This is a genomic window from Sphingomonas faeni (assembly GCF_003053745.1).
GTDB lineage: Bacteria > Pseudomonadota > Alphaproteobacteria > Sphingomonadales > Sphingomonadaceae > Sphingomonas > Sphingomonas faeni.
Window position 1 is genome coordinate 66,986 of the sequence record NZ_QAYE01000005.1, and the last position, 19,884, is coordinate 86,869.

At 68.0% G+C, this 19,884-nt stretch carries 16 protein-coding genes, 1 tRNA gene and 1 riboswitch; of the genes, 11 read left to right on the forward strand and 6 right to left on the reverse strand.

Going from position 1 to position 19,884, the window contains the following annotated elements; all coding sequences use genetic code 11:
• Nucleotides 1–21 precede the first annotated feature (21 nt).
• Nucleotides 22–3,204 (forward strand): TRCF domain-containing protein, encoded by a 3,183-nt coding sequence (locus C8J25_RS10440; RefSeq protein WP_341871534.1) that lies wholly within the window; start codon nt 22–24, stop codon nt 3,202–3,204.
• A 10-nt stretch (nt 3,205–3,214) separates the two neighbouring features.
• Here C8J25_RS10440 and C8J25_RS10445 read toward each other — a convergent pair whose 3' ends face one another.
• On the reverse strand, nt 3,215–4,060 hold the full coding sequence (locus C8J25_RS10445) for an N-formylglutamate amidohydrolase (protein WP_107954385.1): 846 nt from the start codon (nt 4,058–4,060) through the stop codon (nt 3,215–3,217).
• 110 nt (nt 4,061–4,170) lie between these two features.
• On the opposite strand from C8J25_RS10445, the gene cpdR reads away from it, so the two are divergent.
• Both cpdR and C8J25_RS10455 read left to right on the forward strand, forming a co-directional pair.
• On the forward strand, nt 4,171–4,548 hold the full coding sequence (gene cpdR, locus C8J25_RS10450) for a cell cycle two-component system response regulator CpdR (RefSeq protein ID WP_056065257.1): 378 nt from the start codon (nt 4,171–4,173) through the stop codon (nt 4,546–4,548).
• A 44-nt stretch (nt 4,549–4,592) separates the two neighbouring features.
• Nucleotides 4,593–4,667 (forward strand) — tRNA-Val (locus C8J25_RS10455).
• 82 nt (nt 4,668–4,749) lie between these two features.
• Here the strand turns inward: C8J25_RS10455 and C8J25_RS10460 are convergent.
• Nucleotides 4,750–5,832, reverse strand: a complete 1,083-nt coding sequence (locus C8J25_RS10460; protein ID WP_107954386.1) for a catalase family protein — start codon at nt 5,830–5,832, stop codon at nt 4,750–4,752.
• Between the two features lie 8 nt (nt 5,833–5,840).
• Complete coding sequence (locus C8J25_RS10465) at nt 5,841–7,877, reverse strand: L-dopachrome tautomerase-related protein (RefSeq protein ID WP_107954387.1); 2,037 nt, start codon at nt 7,875–7,877, stop codon at nt 5,841–5,843.
• A gap of 210 nt (nt 7,878–8,087) precedes the next feature.
• Here C8J25_RS10465 and C8J25_RS10470 point away from each other — a divergent pair, with 210 nt between their 5' ends.
• Nucleotides 8,088–8,549, forward strand: a complete 462-nt coding sequence (locus tag C8J25_RS10470) for a hypothetical protein (protein ID WP_146173327.1) — start codon at nt 8,088–8,090, stop codon at nt 8,547–8,549.
• A 59-nt stretch (nt 8,550–8,608) separates the two neighbouring features.
• On the opposite strand, the gene msrB is transcribed toward C8J25_RS10470, so the two are convergent.
• A complete protein-coding gene (gene msrB / locus C8J25_RS10475; protein WP_107954389.1) occupies nt 8,609–9,058 on the reverse strand; it encodes a peptide-methionine (R)-S-oxide reductase MsrB in 450 nt (149 codons plus the stop codon).
• Nucleotides 9,059–9,074: 16 nt separating this feature from the next.
• The gene (budC, locus tag C8J25_RS10480) at nt 9,075–9,836 is read right to left on the reverse strand and encodes a meso-2,3-butanediol dehydrogenase (protein WP_107954390.1); all 762 of its coding nucleotides are present in this window, start codon (nt 9,834–9,836) and stop codon (nt 9,075–9,077) included.
• Nucleotides 9,837–9,994: 158 nt separating this feature from the next.
• On the opposite strand from budC, the gene C8J25_RS10485 reads away from it, so the two are divergent.
• The 7 genes from C8J25_RS10485 (at nt 9,995) to C8J25_RS10515 (ending at nt 18,889) form a co-directional block, all read left to right on the forward strand.
• A complete protein-coding gene (locus tag C8J25_RS10485; RefSeq protein WP_107954556.1) occupies nt 9,995–10,459 on the forward strand; it encodes a DUF4126 family protein in 465 nt (154 codons plus the stop codon).
• A gap of 48 nt (nt 10,460–10,507) precedes the next feature.
• Nucleotides 10,508–12,571 carry a TonB-dependent receptor gene (locus C8J25_RS10490; RefSeq protein WP_107954391.1) on the forward strand — a complete coding sequence of 688 codons (2,064 nt, stop codon included), beginning with the start codon at nt 10,508–10,510 and terminating at the stop codon, nt 12,569–12,571.
• Nucleotides 12,572–12,881: 310 nt separating this feature from the next.
• Nucleotides 12,882–13,081: riboswitch (cobalamin riboswitch) on the forward strand.
• A gap of 117 nt (nt 13,082–13,198) precedes the next feature.
• Nucleotides 13,199–15,097, forward strand: a complete 1,899-nt coding sequence (locus C8J25_RS10495; protein ID WP_107954392.1) for a TonB-dependent receptor plug domain-containing protein — start codon at nt 13,199–13,201, stop codon at nt 15,095–15,097.
• A gap of 56 nt (nt 15,098–15,153) precedes the next feature.
• The gene (locus C8J25_RS10500) at nt 15,154–15,912 is read left to right on the forward strand and encodes an ABC transporter substrate-binding protein (RefSeq protein WP_244186983.1); all 759 of its coding nucleotides are present in this window, start codon (nt 15,154–15,156) and stop codon (nt 15,910–15,912) included.
• A gap of 163 nt (nt 15,913–16,075) precedes the next feature.
• Nucleotides 16,076–17,044, forward strand: coding sequence for a FecCD family ABC transporter permease (locus C8J25_RS10505; RefSeq protein WP_107954394.1), 969 nt, complete (start codon nt 16,076–16,078; stop codon nt 17,042–17,044).
• Nucleotides 17,035–17,814, forward strand: coding sequence for an ABC transporter ATP-binding protein (locus C8J25_RS10510; protein ID WP_107954395.1), 780 nt, complete (start codon nt 17,035–17,037; stop codon nt 17,812–17,814). The genes C8J25_RS10505 and C8J25_RS10510 overlap by 10 nt, the downstream gene beginning before the upstream one ends.
• Nucleotides 17,815–17,863: 49 nt before the next feature.
• Entirely contained in the window at nt 17,864–18,889 is a 1,026-nt protein-coding gene (locus tag C8J25_RS10515; RefSeq protein ID WP_208622585.1) for an alanine racemase, read from the forward strand.
• Nucleotides 18,890–18,893: 4 nt separating this feature from the next.
• On the opposite strand, the gene C8J25_RS10520 is transcribed toward C8J25_RS10515, so the two are convergent.
• Nucleotides 18,894–19,877 carry a 2OG-Fe(II) oxygenase gene (locus tag C8J25_RS10520; RefSeq protein ID WP_107954397.1) on the reverse strand — a complete coding sequence of 328 codons (984 nt, stop codon included), beginning with the start codon at nt 19,875–19,877 and terminating at the stop codon, nt 18,894–18,896.
• Nucleotides 19,878–19,884: the final 7 nt, after the last annotated feature.

Here is a 19,884-nt window from a genome sequence, read left to right on the forward strand (position 1 = left end):
TCGAAAGAAGGATGCGTATCGGTGCTTCAGATCAGTCAAGACGTCGAGAATACGGATGTTGCGCCAGCGATAGCGGCGAAGTCTAGCGCGGTGGCGCCGCTGGCGGCGGCGATCGTCGAGCGTTTGTCTGACGGGAACCTCGTCTACGTCGCGGCGGACGATCAGCGTGCGACGGAGATCGCGACCATCGCGGCGGCGCTCGCGCCCGATGCGCTGGTCGTCCATGTGCCGTCGAGTGACGCTCTGCCGGGCGACGATGCGCCGGCATCGCCTGCCAATGTCGGACGTCGGGTTGCAGCGTTGCGGCGGCTGCGCGCGGGGGCCGAGAGTGAGGCGGCGCCGATCCTGGTTGTCACGACTGCCGAGGCGACGGCGGTCCGCTATCCGCCGCCGCCAATGTTCGACGTCGCGCCACCGCGGCTGCAGGTCGGCGATCCGATCGACATCGAGGCGTTTGCCGCGATCGCCGAGGAGGTCGGCTACCTGACCGACGATCGGATCGACGAACCCGGCGAGATCGCGGTACGCGGTGGCGTGATCGACGTGTTCCCCGCGGACCGCGAGACTCCGGTCCGGATCGAGTTCGCCGATGGCCACATTACCGGGCTTCGCGATTACGATCCGGTGTCTCAGCTCGGCCTGGGCGACGTCGACGTCGTCGAGATCGGCCGCGCGACCGAGCCCGTGGTCGAGAAGGGCGTGTCGATCCTCGCGCACCTACCGGATGCAGCGATCGCGTTCGACCGGGATGCGGAGAAGCGGCGCGATCGGTTCCTTGCCATCGCCGCGGACGGCCTACCCAGACGTCGTGCCTCCGCCGATCTGGTCCTCGAAAAGGTCTGGGCAACCGAGATCGCGAACCGTGGAACGGCTGCGTTCGACGTCGGCGACGACATGCCCCCACGGTTCATCGAACGGCGCGATCCAGCGCGCGCGTTCGCCCGGTTCGCGAAGGCCGCGCTTGCAGATGGGCGTCTGCTCGTCGTGGGGTCGCCGCGCGACCTGCGGTTCCTCCAGCCCAGGCTCGAGCGGGCAGCGAAAATCACATTTACGTCGGTCGATCACTGGACGGACGTCGTTTCGGCCAAGCCCGGCACCGCGATGCTGCTGGTCGCCCCGGTCGATCGCGGGTTCGTCGCGAGTGGGACCGCGGTCGTTGCCGGCGCGGATATGCTCGGCGGGCGCGCGCGGGGTGACGAGATCGCAGGCGGCAGCGCAGGCATGCTGCCGGGACTGACGAGCGAGCTGCGATGCGGCGACGTGATCGTCCACGAGGAGTTCGGGATCGGCGTCGTCCGCGGGCTTGAGATGCTCCCGGGTACCGATGGCGACGCGATCGTCCTGGAATATGCCAAGGAAGGCCGCCGCCTCGTGCCGGTGCGCGAGGCCGACCGGATCTGGCGGTATGGCGCGGAGATCGACGCGGTCACGCTCGATTCGCTCGACGGCGCGTCGTGGCAGAAGCGGCGTGGCGCGATCGATGCGGCGATTGCCGAAAGCGCGCGGGACCTCGCCGCGATCGCCGCCGAGCGCGACGCACGGACGACCGATCCGATCGAGCCCGACCGCGCCCGCTACGAGAAATTCGCCGCCGGCTTCGCGTTCACCGAGACGCCGGATCAGGCAAAGGCGATCGCGACGACGCTGGCGGACCTTGCGAGCGGCAAGCCGATGGACCGGCTGATCATCGGCGACGTCGGCTACGGCAAGACCGAGGTCGCGTTGCGTGCCGCTGCTGCCGTCGCGCTGGCTGGACGCCAGGTCGCGATCGCCGCGCCGACGACGGTGCTGGTCCGCCAGCATATCGAGACGTTCTCGAAGCGCTTCGAGGGGACCGGCGTGGCCGTTGCCGGCCTGTCGCGGTTGTCGAGCACGGCGGAGAAGGCACGGGTTCGGGCGGGGCTTGCGGATGGATCGATCGGCGTCGTGATCGGCACGGGGGCGATCGCCGGCAAGGGCGTCGCGTACAAGGATCTCGCGCTCGTCGTGATCGATGAAGAGCAAAGGTTCGGTGCGGCCGACAAGGCCAAGATGCATGCGCTAGGGGCGGGGCATGTCCTGACGCTGAGCGCGACGCCGATCCCGCGCACGCTGCAATCCGCGATGATCGGGTTGCAGGGCCTATCGGTCATCGCCACTCCGCCGGCGCGTCGCCAGCCGATCCGCACGTCGGTCGCACAGTTCGATGATGCGACGGTGCGCGCGGCGCTGCGTCGGGAACGTGCGCGAGGCGGACAGAGCTTCGTCGTGGTGCCGCGGATCGACGACATGGCGCCGCTTGCCGCCAAGCTGGCCAAGCTCGTGCCCGAACTTGGGCTGGTGCAGGCGCATGGGAAAATGCCGGCGGGGGAGATCGACGAGGCGATGGTCGCGTTCGCGGCGGGCGACGGTGACGTGCTGCTCGCGACCAACATTATCGAGGCCGGGCTCGACGTGCCGCGCGCGAACACGATGATCGTCCATCACGCGGATCGGTTCGGGCTGTCGCAGCTGCATCAGTTGCGGGGACGCGTCGGTCGCAGTGGACGGCGGGGGCAGGTTATGCTGCTGACCGACGGCGAGGCGACGATCGCGGAGGCGACGCTGAAGCGGTTGCGCACGCTCCAGGCGTTCGACCGCCTGGGCGCGGGGTTTGCGATCAGTGCGCGCGATCTCGACTTGCGGGGCGCCGGCGATCTGGTCGGCGAGGCACAGGCTGGTCACATGAAGCTGATCGGGATCGACCTGTACCAGCATCTGTTCGGTCGCGCGTTGCGGCTGGCGCGGATCGACCGCGAGGGCGGTGCGCCGATCGACGACTGGATTCCCGAGCTCCACCTCGAACTGGGCGGCAGCCTTCCCGAAGCGTGGATCCCCGAGATCGAGGTCCGGATGTCGCTCTATGGCCGGCTTGCGCGGCTGGAGGATGTCTCGGCACTCGACCTGTTCGAGGCGGAGCTGGACGACCGGTTCGGCAAGGCGCCCGAGGCAGCGCTGCGACTGTTGCAGGTGGCGCGGATCCGGATGATGGCGCGTGAGGCGGGCGTACGACAGATCGACGCGGGTCCCGCTGCGATCGCGTTCACGCCGCACGACCGGACTGCCGCGAAACCGCTCGACGATCTGGTCGAGAAGAACGGACGGTGGATCGCCGCCGAGGGCATCGCCGACCCGATCGCGCGGGCCGGACGGATCGAGGAACTGCTGGACGCGCTGATCGGCTAGGCGCGTCCGCTTACTCGGCGGCGGCGGCCAGAGGAACGGGCAAGGCCTCGTCGGTCAGCGCCGCCAGGATCGCGCGGACGAGATCGACCACGCGCGCGAAGCCGGCGCCGGGCGCGTGGAGCTTGCGATCGAGATACAGCGTGCGGTCCAGTTCGAACTGGACCGCATGGACGTTTGCGGCCGGGCATGCATGACGTTCGAGGATGTGGCCGCCCGCATAGGGTGCGTTGATCGCGGTCGAGAACCCGCGCGCGACACACTCCGCCTCGATCCGCGTGACGAAGCGGGGCTCGGCGGAATGGCCGAAGCGGTCACCGATCACGATTCGCGATCCACTCGGTCCGAGCGGCGGCATCGAATGCACGTCGAGCAACACCGCCACGCCGAATCGGTCGTGCGCCGCCTTCAACGCCGCCGTGAGCGCCGCATGGTAAGGCCGGTGATCGTTGGCGATCCGCGCGGTGACGTCGGCATCGGTGAACCGCCGCGCCCAGAGATCGCCCGCCCCCGATGCGCGGCGTGGGACGAGCCCGAGCCCGCTGCGCAGCTTGGCGGATTGCTGGGCAAGCGGCATCGTCGGCGCACCCTCGTCGAGTAGCGGATCGCGTTCGTCCTCGCGCCGGTTGAGATCGATCCAGGCGCGCGCACGGGTCTGGACGATCGTCGTCTGGTCGGTCCGTGCGGCACGCGCCACCGCATCGACGAGCCGGTCCTCGAGCGGCAGCAGCCCGGCAAGCGGCACGCGCAACGCCGTCTTGAGCGCGAGCGGATAGTCCCGGCCTGCGTGCGGGACGGACACCACCACCGGGCTCACGGGCGGCATTGCGCCCAGGCGCTCGAAGGAAGAAGACTGCATGGCACCACGCTAGGCCCAGCACCGGGCGCGAGCAATCGACCTGGATATGTTAACCAATTTCAGGGTAGGGCGGCACCAGAATGTACGTGTGAAAACGGGACTTTAGATCGATGTTGCGAATTCTGCTGGCCGAGGACGATCAGGTCATGCGCGAGTATCTGACTCGGGCGCTCGAACGCTCCGGCTATGCCGTGACCGCGGTCGACCGCGGGACGGCGGCGATTCCGTTGCTCGAAACCGAGACGTTCGACCTGCTGCTGACCGATATCGTCATGCCCGAGATGGACGGCATCGAACTGGCGCAGAAGGCCGGCGAGATGTGCGCGGACCTGCGCGTGATGTTCATCACAGGCTTTGCGGCGGTCACGTTGAAGGCCGGGCGGGCGATGCCGCAGGCGCGCGTCCTGTCGAAGCCGTTCCACCTGCGCGACCTGGTCGCCGAGGTCGATCGGCTATTCGAGATGGATAATGTGACGGGCATGCATTGAGGGCTTGCACGCCGCGAAGAGCGCGGCTAGTGGAGCCCTCCGGCGGGCGTGTAGCTCAGTGGTAGAGCACTGTGTTGACATCGCAGGGGTCGCAAGTTCAATCCTTGCCACGCCCACCATTGAAAACCCCGCTAGTCCCATGGACTAGCGGGGTTTTTATTTGCCCGGAGTGAAAGCGGGGTCCCCGAAGGGACCCTTGTCTCAGGCAGGTATCTGGTCGATTTTCGCGGTGTTTTCGGCCTTAATGCCGTTCTCGCCATGCCGCAGTTTCGACAGCGCCTGATAGACCTGCAACCGGGCGCGCATTACCGAGCCCAGCGGGCGATGCGCCGCGAGTGCGTGGGCGGGGCGGAACGTCATCACATCGTCGAAATAGCGGACGCGGGCGGCGCTATAGGCTTCCTGCCGGGGGATGCCGATCGTCCCGACCGTGAGGTAGCGGCTGTCTTCCTCGGGCCAGTCGACCGAGGTGTCCTCGATCGACTGCGTCTCGGCGTTCGCCCAGAGCTGTACGCGCAGTTCGAAGACCGCGTCGTGTTCGCCGAAATAGCGGACGGCGGCATGACGGAAACCGTCCTCGTCCTGCTTTGCGTCGAGTTCCCAGCCCTTCAGTGCGGCCTGTTCGGCCGAGGCAGGGAAGGCGCCGAGCTTGGCGACGTAATCGCCGTAGCGGATCGGACATTGGCTGAAATACGGTTCGGCGAGCGGATGGCTGAACGGGTGGCCGAAAAAGTCCGCCTTGGGGCTCTCGGTGCCGACCGCGTGCAGCGCCTTGTTCACGTTGCGCGCGAGGCTCGACACCGCGCTCTTGAAGCCCTCGGGCAAGGGTACTGCCGCACCGATCTTCTTGGCGTCGCTCAGGAAGCCTTGCGCGGTGCCGGACGGAAACGTCGTGCCCGTCGCGAACACGAAATCCTGCGTGTCGGCATCGTGTCCCGACAGCTTGTCGCCGGGCACGTCGAAGATCTTGATCGCCATGCCGCGGTGCGTCGAGACGCGGTCGCCGAGTGTCTCGCCCGGCCCTTGCGCGAAGCGGATCGCGACGGGGTGCGTGCCGGGCGTCGCGAACACGCCTTGTGCAAGTTCGGGCGGCAGGCCGGGCGCGATCGTCAGTTCGCCGATCACGCACGCCGAACTCTTCGCGTGGCTCGCGCGGACCGCATGGCCCTCGCGCTTCTCGACGGTTTCGGTCTGCTGCGACATGCCCTGGATGATGCCGTCGATCGACTCCTGCTCGTCGGGCTGGATCGTCTCGATGTCGTCGCTGTAGCGGAGATAGGTCATGTCGGGCCTCACTTTGCGGGTGCGAACGAGAACAGCTCGGTCTTGAGCGACGCGGGCGCACCGGGCTTGAACCAGTTGGTGTCCTGGATGTGGCTGGCGGTGACGTAGATGCGGCCGTCCGGGCCTTCCGAGAAGGTGTCGGGCCAGCGCAGGCGGGCGTCGGTCAGCACCGGCTCGACATGATCGCCGACCAGCCGGGTGATGCCGTTGGTCACCGGTGACGTCAGGTACAGCGTGCCCGCCTTGCTCATCCACAGGCCGTCGGCGACGTGCGTCTGCGCGACCGTCTTCACGCCCGCGGCCCGCGTCGCCTCGCTGACGCCGTCGCGCAGCAGGGCGGTGTCGATCGCGTAGAGCGTCTTGCCGGTGAGCGCCTGGTAATAGAGCGTCTTGCCGTCGTTGGAGATCGCGATGCCATCCGCGGCGAAGGCGGGCTGGCGACCGTCGGGGCGGACGAGCGGTTTGCCGTCGGTCATCACCTTCACGGTCTTGTCGATCTGCGTCGAGCCGTGGCCGTCGAGCGCGCGGAAGCCCTTGCCGGTTTCGAGATCGATGACGATGATCGCGCCGCGCGTGCCGGAATCGGTGATGTAGCCGGTCTTGCCGTCCGGCGAGAAGCGGATGTCGTTGAGGTAGGTGCCCTGCAACGCGACGTTGAGCGGCACCTTGATGACCTTGGTCACGCGGTTGGTGGCGAGGTCGACCTTCACTAGCTTGGGCGCGCCCTCGAGGATCTTCTCGTTACCGGGCGCGCCGGGATCGAGCACCCAGAGGTTGCCGTGGCCGTCGGGGACGATCGACTGCACGCAGACGAAGTAATCGCCGACCGGCATCTCCGCCGACTTCGCGTTGCGCCAGCTGTTCCATTTGGCGTCCGGATAGGCCTTGAGCGAGCCGTCCTTCATCACTTCGGCGACCGAGATCGGCGCGTCGTCGGTCCAGCGCGGGAAGTTGACGAAGCGGCGGCCGTCGGCGGTGACGGCGACGCCGGTCGCCTGGTGATCGAACTGCGCGACCTGGGTGAGCGGGCGACCGCTGGTCTGCGATGCGGTCTGCGCGCTGGCGACGCCGATCGCAGCGGCGACGACGGCGATCGCGGCAGCGCCGGCGAGGAAGGGCTTGGTCTTGGACATGATAAGGCTCCGGTCGGTGGTGTCGGACAGGTCGGCGGGGTTGCCGGTGAAAAGCTGGATGAGATGGCGCGCGACCGCGTCGGGGGCTTCGCGCTGGATGAAATGGCCGACGCCGTTGAGCGTCACGAACGCGAACGGGCCGGTGAACTTGGCGGGTACCGAGGTGCTCGCCGATGGCGGGTTCACGCCGTCGACCGCGCCCTGGAAATACATCGTCGGCAGCGAGAGCGTCTTGGTCGCCTTCACCTTGTCCTCGAGCCACTGGCTGCGCGGATCGGGCTCGGCCTCGTTCCAGCGCGCGCGGTAGCTGTGCAGCGTGACGTCCGCCCAGTCTTGGTTCTCGAACGAGCGTGCGACGCGGGCGAAGGTCGCCTCGTCGAACCAGCCGGGGGGCGACCAGTTGACCCAGTGGATGTGCGCGAAGCCCTTGTGGTCGTCGCGAACGGCCTTCGCACCGCGCTCGGTCGCCATGAACCAGTGATACCATTGGCGCTGCGCCTGCTCGAACGGCGGCGTCGGCATGCCGCCGAGACGGGGCGGGGTGGCGAGCATCGCCATCCGCTCGACACGGTCGGGCCAGCCGACCGCGAGCGCCTCCGCTGTGTTCGAGCCCCAGTCGTGTCCGGCGATCATGAATCTCTCGATCCCGAGCCCGTCCATCAGTGCGATCATGTCCATCGCCAGGATCGCGCTGTTGCCGGTGCGCGGTGCATCGCGCACGAACCGCGTTTCGCCGAAGCCGCGCAAGGTTGGCACGATGGTCCGCAATCCGGCCGCGTTGAGCGCGGGGACGACGTCGTCCCAGGTCGATGCGTCGTCGGGCCAGCCGTGGATCAGCAGGACCGGCTGGCCGTCGCGCGGCCCGGTATCGGCATAGGTGATTGCGAGATCGTCGGTGGTCTGGATCGGCATGATGGTCCTCGTCGGATCGGGGCGTCGGGCTCGTGGTGGACGCTCATGGTGGAGCGGGCCGACGCGAAGGGTCCAGGTATCGAAACAGTCTCGGGAGGCTGCTGTTCCGGCGGCTAAGCCAATGATTTGCAAAGATGATCGGGCGGCGTGACGTGGTGGGCCGATTTGCGATCCGCGCGTTGTGGACGGCAGAACTTCAGGAGCGAAATGATGGATTCACGACGTATGGCCGGTGCGGTCGCGGGTGGCCTGGTGGCCGGGCTGGGCATTACCGCGCTGCTGATGGCGGGCGAGCGCAAGAGCGGCGAACCGTCCGAGATCGTCACGCTCGAACGCAAGACCGCGGGGAAACTGGGCATCGACACGCCGGCCGCGGATGCCCTGCCGTCGTCGCGCGAGCAGGCGATCACGCAGGGCTGTCACCTGTTGCTGTCTGCGGCGGCGGGTGCGGTCTATGCCGCGACCGTCGACGAGGAAGCGTCGTTCGTCGGCTCGGGCCTGATGTTCGGCGCGGCGTTCTATACGGCGATGCACTGGATCACGGGGCCGTTGCTCGGCGTGAAGCCGCCGGAGTGGCAGGCCGATGCGAAGACGATCGGCATGCACAGCGTGAACCATGCGGTGTTCGGGCTGGTCACGGCGCTGGGCGCGAAGCTCGCGACCCGGCGCTGAACGGAAGTCTCTTTAGGGCGTGACGGTGTGCCCGTGCGGCACACCGTCACGCGTCACTGTCAGCCTGCCGCGTCGACCTGCGGCAGATAGGCGGCATACCCGTTGGCCTCCATTTCGGCGCGCGGGACGAACCGCAGTGACGCCGAGTTGATGCAATAGCGCAGGCCGCCCTTGTCCTGCGGGCCATCCTCGAACACGTGGCCGAGGTGGCTGTCGGCACCCGCCGAACGGATCTCGGTGCGGACCATGCCGTGGCTGCGATCGTGGAGTTCGGCGACGTGCTCGGGCGTGACCGGCTTGGTGAAGCTCGGCCAGCCGCAATGCGAATCGAACTTGTCGGCGGACGCGAACAGCGGCTCGCCCGAGACGATGTCGACGTACAGACCGGGCTCACGCGTGTTGAGATACTCGCCGGTGCCAGGCCGCTCGGTGCCGCTCTGCTGCGTGACGTGGAACTGCTCGGGGGTGAGCTTGGCGATCGCTTCGTCGGTCTTCTTGTAGTCGGTCATGGTGATCCTCTCGCGCTCAGGAGAGCGCCGGTTGGCCGTTCGACGCGGACAGGCCGCCGTCGACCGGCAGGTTGACCCCGGTTATATAGTGCGCGTCGGCGCTAGCCAAAAACGCGATGGCGCCGGCGATGTCTTCTGGCTGTGCGCCGCGTGCCATCGGGATGCGCTCCTCGAACTTCGCGATCAGGTCGGGCTGGTCCTTCATGCCCGCGGTCAGCGCGGTGTAGGTGAGCGACGGGTTGACCGCGTTGACACGGACGCCGTGCTTCGCCTCGTCCATCGCGAGCGCGCGGGTGAAGTTGGTCACCGCGCCCTTGGCCGCGCAGTAGAAGCTGTGGTTCCAGTCGCCGCCGAGGCCCGACACCGACGAGACGTTGACGATGCAGCCCTTGTTCGCGCGCAGCGTGGCGATCGCGGCGCGGCTCATGTGGACGACGCCGTAGAGGTCGGTTTCGATGACCTTGGTGAATTCGGAAAGGTCGCCTTCGTCGAGCTTGCCGAGATGGTCGACGCCGGCATCGTTGACGAGCACATCGATGCGGCCGAACTTGTCGATCGCATGCGCGACCAGCGCCTCGCAGGCGGCCATGTCGGAGACGTCGGTTTCGAGCGTTTCGACGGTCGTGCCGTCGAGGCTGGCGGCGACCTTCGCGAGGCCGTCCGCGTCCTTGTCGCCGAGTACGAGCGTCGCGCCTTCCGCGGCGAAACGACGCGCGGCACCTTCGCCGATGCCGGAGGCGGCACCGGTGATCACCACGATCTTGTCATCGAATCTCATCGATCTGTGTCCTGAAGCTTTGGGAGATACCGCGATGAACGACCGACACGCGTAGCGGTTTCCTTGCTGAATCAAGGAGATCGCCCGTTCGCCCTATTGGCGGACCCCGGCCGGTCTCGCGCGCGTTGATGCGCTCGAACCTATTTCCGGAGAACACCATGCTCGCATCCTTCCTGATGGGCCTCGTCGGCGGCCAGCGCGCGATGACGCCGCTCGCCGCGGTCGCCATCGCAGCCGCTCGCGACGAACTGCCCGCTGACAATGGTGCGCCGAAGCTGCTGTCGCATCCCGTCGTCGCAGCGGGTGCGCTGGCGCTCGCGATCGGCGAGATGGCGGGGGACAAGCAGAAGACCGCGCCCGACCGGATCGTCGCGATCGGCCTGGCCGCGCGGTTCGTCACGTCGGCGATCGCGGGGGCTTCGCTCGTCCCGCGGCGGCAGCGGTGGATCGGCGCCGCGGTCGGTGGACTGACCGCGGTGGCGGCGTCCTATCCCGGCTGGCGTGCGCGGATGGCGGCGATGTCGCAGTACGGCCAGACGCCGACGGGGTTCGTCGAGGATGCGGTGGTTCTTGGGGGCGCGGCGGCGATCGCGCGCAACGCGGCGAAACTCGGCGCCGATTGACGTCGGAGGCGTATTCCGGGTGAGCGGAAAAGCTGCCATGCGGCGGCGATGATCCGTATCTCATTCTCTACGCTCGCCTTCGTGTTGATTTCGTCCGGTGGCGCCGTCGCGCAGACGACCGTCGCACCTCGCGACCAGTCGGCTGACATCGTCGTTACCGGGCGCGGGCTTGCCGATGCGCCTGGCGATCGTGCGTACGACATCGTCACGATCGATCGGGACCGGGTTCAGGCGAATGCGAGTAACCGGTTAGAAAGCGTGCTGGCCGATGTCGCGGGGCTCCAGCAGTTTCGTCGGTCGGACTCGCGGAGCGCCAACCCAACCAGCCAGGGGATTTCGTTGCGCGGGATCGGCGGGAATGCGTCGAGCCGCGCGCTGCTGATCTTCGACGGCGTGCCGCAGGCTGATCCGTTCGGCGGCTGGGTCGCGTTTCCGGCGTATGCGACGGGGCGACTCGGGCGCATCCGCGTGACGCGCGGCGGCGGGAGCGGGTATCAGGGGCCGGGCGCGCTGGCCGGGACGGTCGAGCTCGAGAGCGTGACGCCGGAACAGGCTGTGCCTTTCCAAGGTAGCGTTGCGTATGGCAGCCGGGATTCGGTCGATGCCCAGGGGTCTGCGGCACTGGTGCGCGGGTCTGGGTTTGCGACCTTGTCCGGAGCCTATGCGCGCGGGGACGGCTTCACGCCGACCGTCGAGGAGAGCCGGGGGATCGTCGATCGCGCCGCGCCGTACGAGCAGGCGTCGGGCGCGCTGCGGACCGTCGTCGGGATCGGTGCGAAGACCGAATTGCAGATGAACGCGAGCGCGTTCACCGATCGGCGCGACCGGGGCAGCGACTTCACCGACAACAAGAGCGAAGGCGCGGATGCGAGCGTCCGGCTGGTCGGGCGCGGGCGCTGGGGGTATTCGGCGCTGGCGTATCTGCAGACGCGCGCGTTCGCGAGCAGCTTCAACAGCATCAATGCCGCGCGGACGACCGCGATTCAGTCGCTGAACCAGTATAATACGCCCGCGACGGGGCTTGGCGGACGGATCGAGATCGCGCCGCCGCTGGGCGAGAGCATCACGCTGCGGCTGGGGGCGGACGTTCGCGACGTCAGCGGGAAGACGCAGGAGCTGTATACGTTCGTCAACACGGTGCCGACGCGGCGGCGCGAGGCCGGCGGGAGCACGACGACGACCGGCGTGTTTGCGGATGGGAGCCTTGTCGCGGGCGACTTCACGTTCAGCCTGGGTGGCCGGGTCGACTGGTGGTCGATCGATGGCGGCTATCTGTCCGAACGTCCGCTGGCGACGGGCGCAGCGCTGACCAACCTGCGCTATGCGGATCGCGATGGCAGCGAGACGACCGGCCGGGCGGGCGTAGCGTATCAGCCGGTCGAGGCGATCACGTTGCGCGCGGCCGGGTATCGCGGGTGGCGATTGCCGACGCTCAACGAACTGTATCGACCATTCCGCGTCGGGAACGATGCCACTGCGGCGAACGCGCTGTTGTCGCCGGAGCGGCTGACCGGGGTCGAGGGCGGGGTCACGCTGACGCCAGCGCCGGGCGTGAGCATCGCCGCGACCTATTTCTACAACCGGCTGAAGGATGCGGTGGCCAACGTCACGACGACCAACCCGCCGCAGGTGTTGCCGGGTGTCGCCACCTACCGCGTCCGCCAGAACCTCGACGCGATCCGCGCGCACGGGTTCGAACTGGATGCGGCGTATCGGCCGGGTCCGTTTGGCGTGCAGGCATCGTGGTCGCATACGAATTCGAAGGTCGAGGGGTCGGGGATCACGGCTGCTCTGGACGGTTTGCGTCCGGCGCAGACCCCGCGCGATCAGGTGTCGGGGACGGTCGACTGGCGACACGACGCGGCAGCGATGTCGCTGACCGTGCGGCATATCGGCCGGCAGTTCGATGACGACCAGAATACGCGGGTGCTCGATCCGGCGACGACTCTGGACGCGTATGCGGCGTTGCCGATCCTGCACTCGCTGGTCGCGGAGGTGCGCGGGGAGAACCTGTTCAACGAGCGCGTCGAGGCAGGGATCAGCGGCGCGAACATCGTCGAGCGCGCCACGCCGCGAACGATCTGGGTAGGGTTGCGGTACGGGCTTCGGTGATATGCTCCCTGCCAAGGAAAACGAAGACAGCATGTTTCCCCGCGAAGGCGGGGACCCAGACTGGGCTCCCGCCTTCGCGGGAGAACAAGGAAGGGAAAGCGGCGTCCTGACACGCCACCACTCCGGCGGAGGCCGGGGCCCAGTTGGCAAGATCGCGGTAACGACGGACCGCGGTCAGTTAGCGACGTTCCCCAACTGGCCCCCGGCCTCCGCCGGGGTGGTGCGATGGACGGTGCCAACTTTCCCCAGCGCGCCATCGCGGGTTGATGCTCCTTATCCCCCCGCGTTGACCCGTGTCTGGCGCGCGACTAATGCCGCACTCGTGAAGGGTTCCCGGCGACGGGATCAAAAGGGAAGTCGGTGCGCGGATATGTCCGTAAGACCGGCGCTGTACCCGCAACTGTGACCGGATAGCGGCCACCCCGATATGCCACTGGGTCTCGACCTGGGAAGGCGGGGTGGGCGCGGCGACCCGGAAGCCAGGAGACCTGCCTCTCACGGTCGATCCACTGCGCGGGCGGGTGTCCGGCGCGGACGAGTGCTCCGGTCCAGCCGGGTTTCCTCGAGCGAGAGACGTCTGGCCGCGCGGCGAATGGTCGCTGGCGGTTCTGGTTAGGACGCAGCCGAATGACGAAATTCTTCCTTCTCCTGAGTGCCGCGGCGATCGCATCGCCCGCCTATTCTCAGACCATCTCCAACCCAGACGCCCCCGAAATCGTCGTCACCGCGACCCGCGCCGCGCAGCCGCTGAGCGAGATCGGCCAGGCCGTGACCGTGATCGACCGCGCCGAGATCGAGCGCCGCCAGACCACCATCGTCTCCGACCTGCTCGCGACCACGCCCGGTGTCACCGTCACGCGCAACGGCACGGTCGGCGCGCTGACCAGCGTCCGGATTCGCGGCGCCGAGGCGGACCAGACCTTGGTCGTGATCGACGGCGTTCGCGTGAACGATCCGTCGTCGACCGGCGGCGGCTTCAACTTCGGCAACCTCCTGTCGAGCTCGGTCGAGCGGATCGAGGTGTTGCGCGGCCCGAACTCGGTGCCATGGGGCAGCCAGGCGATCGGCGGCGTCGTCAACATCATCACCGCCGCGCCGACCGAAGGCGTGCAGGCGCGCGCCAACGCCGAATATGGCTATGCCGACAGCGTGTTCGCGAGCGCGGGCGTGTCGGGCAAATCGGGGCCGGTATCGGGATCGCTGACCGGCGGCTATCTGCGCACCGACGGTATTTCGTCCGCAGCCAGCGGTACCGAGCGCGACGGCTATCGCCAATATGGCGCGACCGGGCGGGTGGGCGTCGAGTTCGCGCCGGGCATCGGCCTCGACCTTCGCGGCTATTTCGCGGACAGCCGTGTCGACATCGACGACGGTTTCGACCCGAAGACCTACGTGGTTGCCGACAGTCCCGCCTACGCCACCACGCAGGAGCTGTACGGCTATGCGGGCCTACATGCGAACCTCGCAGACGGTCGGTTCAACAACCGCGTGGCGTTCACGATCGCCGATATCAACCGCGACAATTACTCGCAGCCCGGCGGGGACGTGACGTTTCTCGGCCGCGGCCGCAGTGAGCGCTACGAGTATCAGGGCGACTTCCGTCCGCTCGAACAGGTCCGCGTCGTCGCAGGCGTCGAGCGCGAAAACAGCCGCTTCAACGATGGCTTCACCTTCGCGGATACCGGCATCACCAGCGTGTACGGCCAGCTGATCATCAAGCCGCTCGACATCTTCACGATCACCGGCGGCGTCCGCAACGACGATCACGACGATTTCGGCAGCCGCACGACGTTCGGGGCGAATGCCGCGCTGGCGTTGCGGACCGGCACCACCGTCCGCGCGAGCTATGGTGAGGGCTTCAAGGCACCGACCTTGTACCAGCTCTTCTCCGACTACGGAAACCGCGGCCTCGATCCGGAGACGGCGCGCAACTTCGACATCGGTGTCGAACAGGCGTTCCTCGGCAACCGGGCGCGCGTCGGGGTGACCTATTTCAATCGGCGTACGCGCAACCAGATCGACTTCCGCGATTGCAGCCCGGCCGAATTGACGACGGCCGGTTCGATTTGCGCCAACCGCCCGTTCGGCGTCTACGACAACGTCGCGCGTGCCGAAGCGGACGGCGTCGAATTCACGCTCGCGCTGCGCCTGGTCGATGCGCTGACGCTGACGGCGAACTACAGCTATATCGACACCGAGAACCGCTCGACCGGGGATAATTTCGGCAATGTTCTCGCACGCCGGCCCAAGCAGACCGCGAGCGTCGACGCCGATTACCGGTTCGCGTTCGGGTTATCCGTCGGCGGCACCGTGACGATGGTCGGCGACAGCTTCGACGACGCCGCCAACACCACGCGCCTCGATGGCTATGCGGTCGCCGGCGTCCGGGCGGAACTGCCGATCGGCGAACGGCTCGCGGTCTATGGCCGCGTCGATAACCTGACCGACTCGCGGTACGAGACGATCGCAGGCTACGGCAATTACGGCCGCGCGGCCTATGGCGGCGTGCGGTTGCGCCTGAAGTGAGGCGCGGGGCGATCCTCCTCGCGCTCCTGCTCGGGGGCTGCGCCAAGCCCCCGGGTTTGGCAGCGCGCGGCGGCGGGGGGATCGTCTCGACCAATCCGTGCGTCGATTCGGTGCTGGTCCGCATCCTGCCGCCCGCGCGGATCGCCGCGATCAGCCATTATTCGCAGGACCCTTCCGCGACCTCGATCCCGATCGCCGTCGCGCGCCGGTTTCGGGGGATCGCCGGGACCGCGGAGGAGGTGATCGCGCTCCACCCCGATCTGGTCATCGCCAGCACCTACACGTCGCCCGCGACTCAGGCGGCCTACGCGCGCGCCGGTTTGAAGACGCTGCTGGTCGGCATCCCCGACTCGATCGCCGAGAGCCAGGCGCAGGTCACGCAGATCGCCGAAGCCGCCGGAGCACCGATGGGCGGCGCGCGGATCAATGCCGAGATCGACCGCGCGGTGGCGCGCTGGAGCAGCAAGGGTGGGCCAAAGGATGACATGCCGCCGAGCGCGTTGCTCTATATCAGCGGCGATCTCGCGACCGGGGGGAGCACGTTGCTGAACGACATGATGACGCGCGTCGGCTTCCGCAACGCCGCCGCGACTTACGGCCTGACGCATACCGGCACGCTGTCCGCCGAGACGATCGTGATGCAGCCGCCCTCGGTCGTGATCGCTTCCGAACGCGCTAGCCGTGGGACAGCGCTGCGCCACCGCTTGTTGCCGGGCACGCCGCAAGCCGTCTTTCCGCGCGTGCTGATCAATTGCGGTGGGCCGACGATCCCGCCCGCGCTCGAACGCCTCGCCGCGATCCGGGCGGGGCTGTGATGCTGCACGCATACCAAAGCCACCCCGGCGAAGGCCGGGGCCCAATTGGAATGGCCGGAGTAACGGATTGCCGCGCGCTGTTACGACCGTCTCCCAATTGGGCCCCGGCCTTCGCCGGGGTGGCGGTGGTGGCGGTGGTCGGTATGAGCGAGGAGGCGTTCTGATGACCCGCACGCTCAAACTCATCGCGCTCGGCCTACTCGTGATCCTCCTGTTCGGCCTGTCGCTCGGCTGCGGGAAAGTCTGGGTGCCGGCCTCCGCCTGGTTTTCGGGCGACCCGCGCTGGTGGATCATCGTCGAGCTACGCCTGCCACGTGCGGTGCTGGGCCTCGCGCTCGGCGCGACGCTCGGGCTGTCGGGTGCGGTGCTGCAAGGCTATCTCCGCAATCCGCTCGCCGACCCCGCCGTCGTCGGCGTGTCGTCGGTCGCAGCGCTGGCGGCGGTCGCGGCGATCGTGTTCGGGCTCGGCTCGGGCCCGGCGATCTTCGCCGCCGCGATGTTGGGCGCAGGCGGCGCGGTCGCGTTGCTCGCCGCGCTGACATGGCGGTCGCCGAGCGCGATCACCTTCATCCTCGCGGGCACGGTGCTGTCGAGCCTAGCCGGCGCGCTGACCGCGTTCCTGATCTCGATCGCGCCGAACCCCTATGCGGTCGCCGAGGTGATCGACTGGATCATGGGCGCGCTGACCGATCGCGGTTGGGACGACGTGACGCTCGCGCTCCCGCCGATGGCGGTCGGCGCGGCGCTGCTGATGCTCACCGGCCGCTCGCTCGACGCGCTGGCGCTGGGCGAGGCGGCGGCGCGGTCGCTCGGGACGCGGATGGGCCGGGTCCGATTGCTGGTCGTGCTCGGCACGGGGCTCGTCGTCGGTGCTGGCGTTGCAGTGACGGGCGTGATCGGCTTCGTCGGACTGGTCGTCCCGCATCTGTTGCGACCGATCTTTGGCCACCGCCCAAGCGCGTTGCTGCTCCCCTCCGCGCTCGGTGGAGCGGCGCTGGTGCTCGCTGCCGACAGCCTCGTCCGTCTTGCTCCGGGCGCGGGCGAAATCCGGCTCGGCGTCGCGATGGCAATGATCGGCGCGCCGTTTTTCCTCGGGTTGCTGGTCAGGGAACGAGGTCGCGCATGGATCTGATCATCGACGCGCTGGGCGTGAAGCTCGGCAAGCGCACCGTCCTCAGCGACGTGTCCGCGCACCTGCGTCCCGGCCGCGTCACCGCGATTCTGGGCCCCAACGGCGCCGGCAAGAGCACGCTCGTCAAGGCGGCCGCCGCGCTCGTCGACCACAGCACCGGCAGCGTCCGCCTCGATGCGCAGGACGTCGCCAGTATGGACCCGCGCGCCCGAGCCCGCGCGATCGGCTATCTCCCGCAGGACGCGACGGTCCACTGGAACATCGTAGCCCGCGACGTCGTCGCGCTCGGCCGCGTGCCGCACCTCGGCGCGCATGCTGCTCCATCGCTCGAAGATTATGCCGCCGTCGACCGCGCGATGCACGATACCGAGACCGAGCATCTCGCGGATCGCCCGGTCGGCGAACTCTCCGGCGGCGAACGGGCGCGTGTCCTGCTGGCACGCGTGCTGGCGGGCGAGCCACGTTGGCTGCTCGCCGACGAACCGCTCGCCAGCCTCGACCCCTCACACCAGATCGACCTGCTCGCTCGACTGCGCGGCTACGCGCTTGGCGGGGCAGGGGTGGCGATCGTCCTTCACGACCTCGTCCAGGCACAGCGCGCGGCCGACGATGCGCTGCTGCTCGCCGATGGCCGCGTCGTCGCGTTCGGCCCGGTCGCAGAAGTCATGACCGCGGAAACGCTCGCGCGCGTGTTCGGCGTCCGCGTGGCGCCGCTCGAAGACGGCGATCGCCGCCTGCTAGTCCCGGTCGGGCGCATCAAGGCGGCATAGACGGTCGACGCGCCGCGCCCGCGGCACTATCCCGCGCCGGGTGATCGATATTCCTGCCCCCCTCCGCCTGCGCCTAGACGGCGACGCTCTCGTCCAGAACTGGCGCACACTCGACCGCATGAGCGGCACCGCAGCGTGCGGCGCCGCAGTGAAGGCGAACGGCTACGGTCTCGGCGCGATCGAAGTCGCGCGGCGGTTGGCGGGCGCAGGCTGCCGAGATTTCTTCGTCTCGAACTGGCAGGAAGCCGCCGAACTCGCGCCACTGGGCCTGACCGTCTCCGTCCTCCACGGGGTTCGCGAAGAAGACATGCCCGCAGCCGCCGCCGGCTTCGCCCGCCCGGTCCTCAACACCCCCACACAAGTCGCGCGTTGGAAAGCAGCCGGCGGTGGCGCATGCGACGTCATGGTCGACACCGGCATGAATCGCCTCGGCGTGTCGGCGGACGACGTCGCAAGCGGTCTACTCGACGACCTCCAGATCGAAACGCTGATGAGCCATCTCGCCTGCGCCGACGAGGATACGCCGATGAACGCGGAACAGCGCGATCTGTTTGCGGCGTTGGTCGGTAGGACGACGGCTAAACGCATGAGCTTGGCGAACTCGGGTGGCGTCGCGCTTGGCGAGCGATATGCGTTCGACCTGACACGGCCCGGTCTTGCTCTGTATGGCGGCATCCCCCGGCCCGAACTGGGCGATCTGATCCGACAAGTGGTCAGGCCCGAAGCGCAGATACTACAACGGCGTCGCGTTCCGAGAGGCGGGAGCGTCGGTTACAATGCGCAGTGGTATGCGCCTGTCGATACCGAGGTGGGAATCGTCAACCTCGGCTATGCGGACGGCTATTGGCGGGGTTTTTCCAATATCGGGACAGCGTCGTCCGTTGCGGGCAACGATCTGCCGGTTCTGGGCCGCGTTTCGATGGACCTGGTGGCGATCGCCCTGGCGGGGGACGAGATCGAGGGGGACTGGGTGTCCTTCGACTATCGTCTTCCTGCGGCGGCGGCGGCGTCAGGCATGAGCCAGTACGAGTTACTGACAGGGCTGGGCGGCCGGTTCGTGCGGATGTGGAATTGAGCGATCATGCCGCGTTTTCGGGGCCGGTCCAGACACTGAACGGTCGCGCGCGAATCCAGCGTGTTGCGAGCCACTTGACCCCGGCGGTGACCGGTTCTCCCGCATGTTGCGTCGCCGGATCGATCGAGCCATCCGCGCGAACATTGTCGAAGATGATCGCATCGCCGGTGCGTGGCGTCACCCTGAGTGCGTTGTTCACGAAATAGGTCGCGCCGCCAGCAAAGCCTTCGTTCAGATAGACCAGGACAGTCCGGATGCGCTGATTGCTCGTGACCGGCAATGCATCGACATGCGGTCGGAACTGCTGGCCGGGTTGGTAGCGTAATACCGACAGCGCTTCGCCTTGCCGCCAGTCTGTCCCGGTGACGGCCGCAAGGCGTCGGTTCAGCGCCTGGACGACAAGCGTCTCGCGGGTCGGGCCGATGACGGCGCCATCGGACGTGCGGACCGGGTTGGCGACGTTACGCCCGGTCCGCGGATCGGCGACCGTCGCGGGTTGAAGCATATCGGCCGCGCGCTGGGCGATATGGAGGCACTCCTCCTGCGTGAATAGCCGGGCGATATGCCGAACGTGGGGGTTCTCGCCGATCCTCTGCGCGCGTGGTGGATCGATTGGCGCACCGTCTTTGGTTAGCGTCATTGCATCAAGCAGGGTCAGTTGGTCGGCGGCGACCTGATCGGTTCCCGCCGCCGCGTCGAGCAAAGCGCGGGCCCCGGCCCAATCCGCTGGGGCGCCACTGCCGTTCGCAGTCAGTGCGATCTCGACGAGCGCCGCATCTGGATTGCCCAGCGACGTCGCCTGTCGAAGCAGCGCGCGCGCGCCGGGCAAGTCGCGCGGGACGGGAGTACCCGCAAGCTTCCACGTCGCATGCCGGAACACCGCATCGACGTTGCCCGAATGGCCAGCCTGCTCGATCAGCATCACGGCGTCGCGAACGCGGCCTGCGGCGAGCAGGCGATCGGCTTGCGCAACGGGATCGTGGATCATTCGTCAC

What these genes read in the sequence shown, in the direction of transcription:
- C8J25_RS10445 (WP_107954385.1), bottom strand. Translation starts at nt 4,060, where the DNA reads ATGCAGTCTTCTTCCTTCGAGCGCCTGGGCGCAATGCCGCCCGTGAGC.
- cpdR (WP_056065257.1), top strand. Translation starts at nt 4,171, where the DNA reads ATGTTGCGAATTCTGCTGGCCGAGGACGATCAGGTCATGCGCGAGTAT.
- C8J25_RS10460 (WP_107954386.1), bottom strand. Translation starts at nt 5,832, where the DNA reads ATGACCTATCTCCGCTACAGCGACGACATCGAGACGATCCAGCCCGAC.
- C8J25_RS10465 (WP_107954387.1), bottom strand. Translation starts at nt 7,877, where the DNA reads ATGCCGATCCAGACCACCGACGATCTCGCAATCACCTATGCCGATACC.
- C8J25_RS10470 (WP_146173327.1), top strand. Translation starts at nt 8,088, where the DNA reads ATGGATTCACGACGTATGGCCGGTGCGGTCGCGGGTGGCCTGGTGGCC.
- msrB (WP_107954389.1), bottom strand. Translation starts at nt 9,058, where the DNA reads ATGACCGACTACAAGAAGACCGACGAAGCGATCGCCAAGCTCACCCCC.
- budC (WP_107954390.1), bottom strand. Translation starts at nt 9,836, where the DNA reads ATGAGATTCGATGACAAGATCGTGGTGATCACCGGTGCCGCCTCCGGC.
- C8J25_RS10485 (WP_107954556.1), top strand. Translation starts at nt 9,995, where the DNA reads ATGCTCGCATCCTTCCTGATGGGCCTCGTCGGCGGCCAGCGCGCGATG.
- C8J25_RS10490 (WP_107954391.1), top strand. Translation starts at nt 10,508, where the DNA reads ATGATCCGTATCTCATTCTCTACGCTCGCCTTCGTGTTGATTTCGTCC.
- C8J25_RS10495 (WP_107954392.1), top strand. Translation starts at nt 13,199, where the DNA reads ATGACGAAATTCTTCCTTCTCCTGAGTGCCGCGGCGATCGCATCGCCC.
- C8J25_RS10505 (WP_107954394.1), top strand. Translation starts at nt 16,076, where the DNA reads ATGACCCGCACGCTCAAACTCATCGCGCTCGGCCTACTCGTGATCCTC.
- C8J25_RS10510 (WP_107954395.1), top strand. Translation starts at nt 17,035, where the DNA reads ATGGATCTGATCATCGACGCGCTGGGCGTGAAGCTCGGCAAGCGCACC.
- C8J25_RS10520 (WP_107954397.1), bottom strand. Translation starts at nt 19,877, where the DNA reads ATGATCCACGATCCCGTTGCGCAAGCCGATCGCCTGCTCGCCGCAGGC.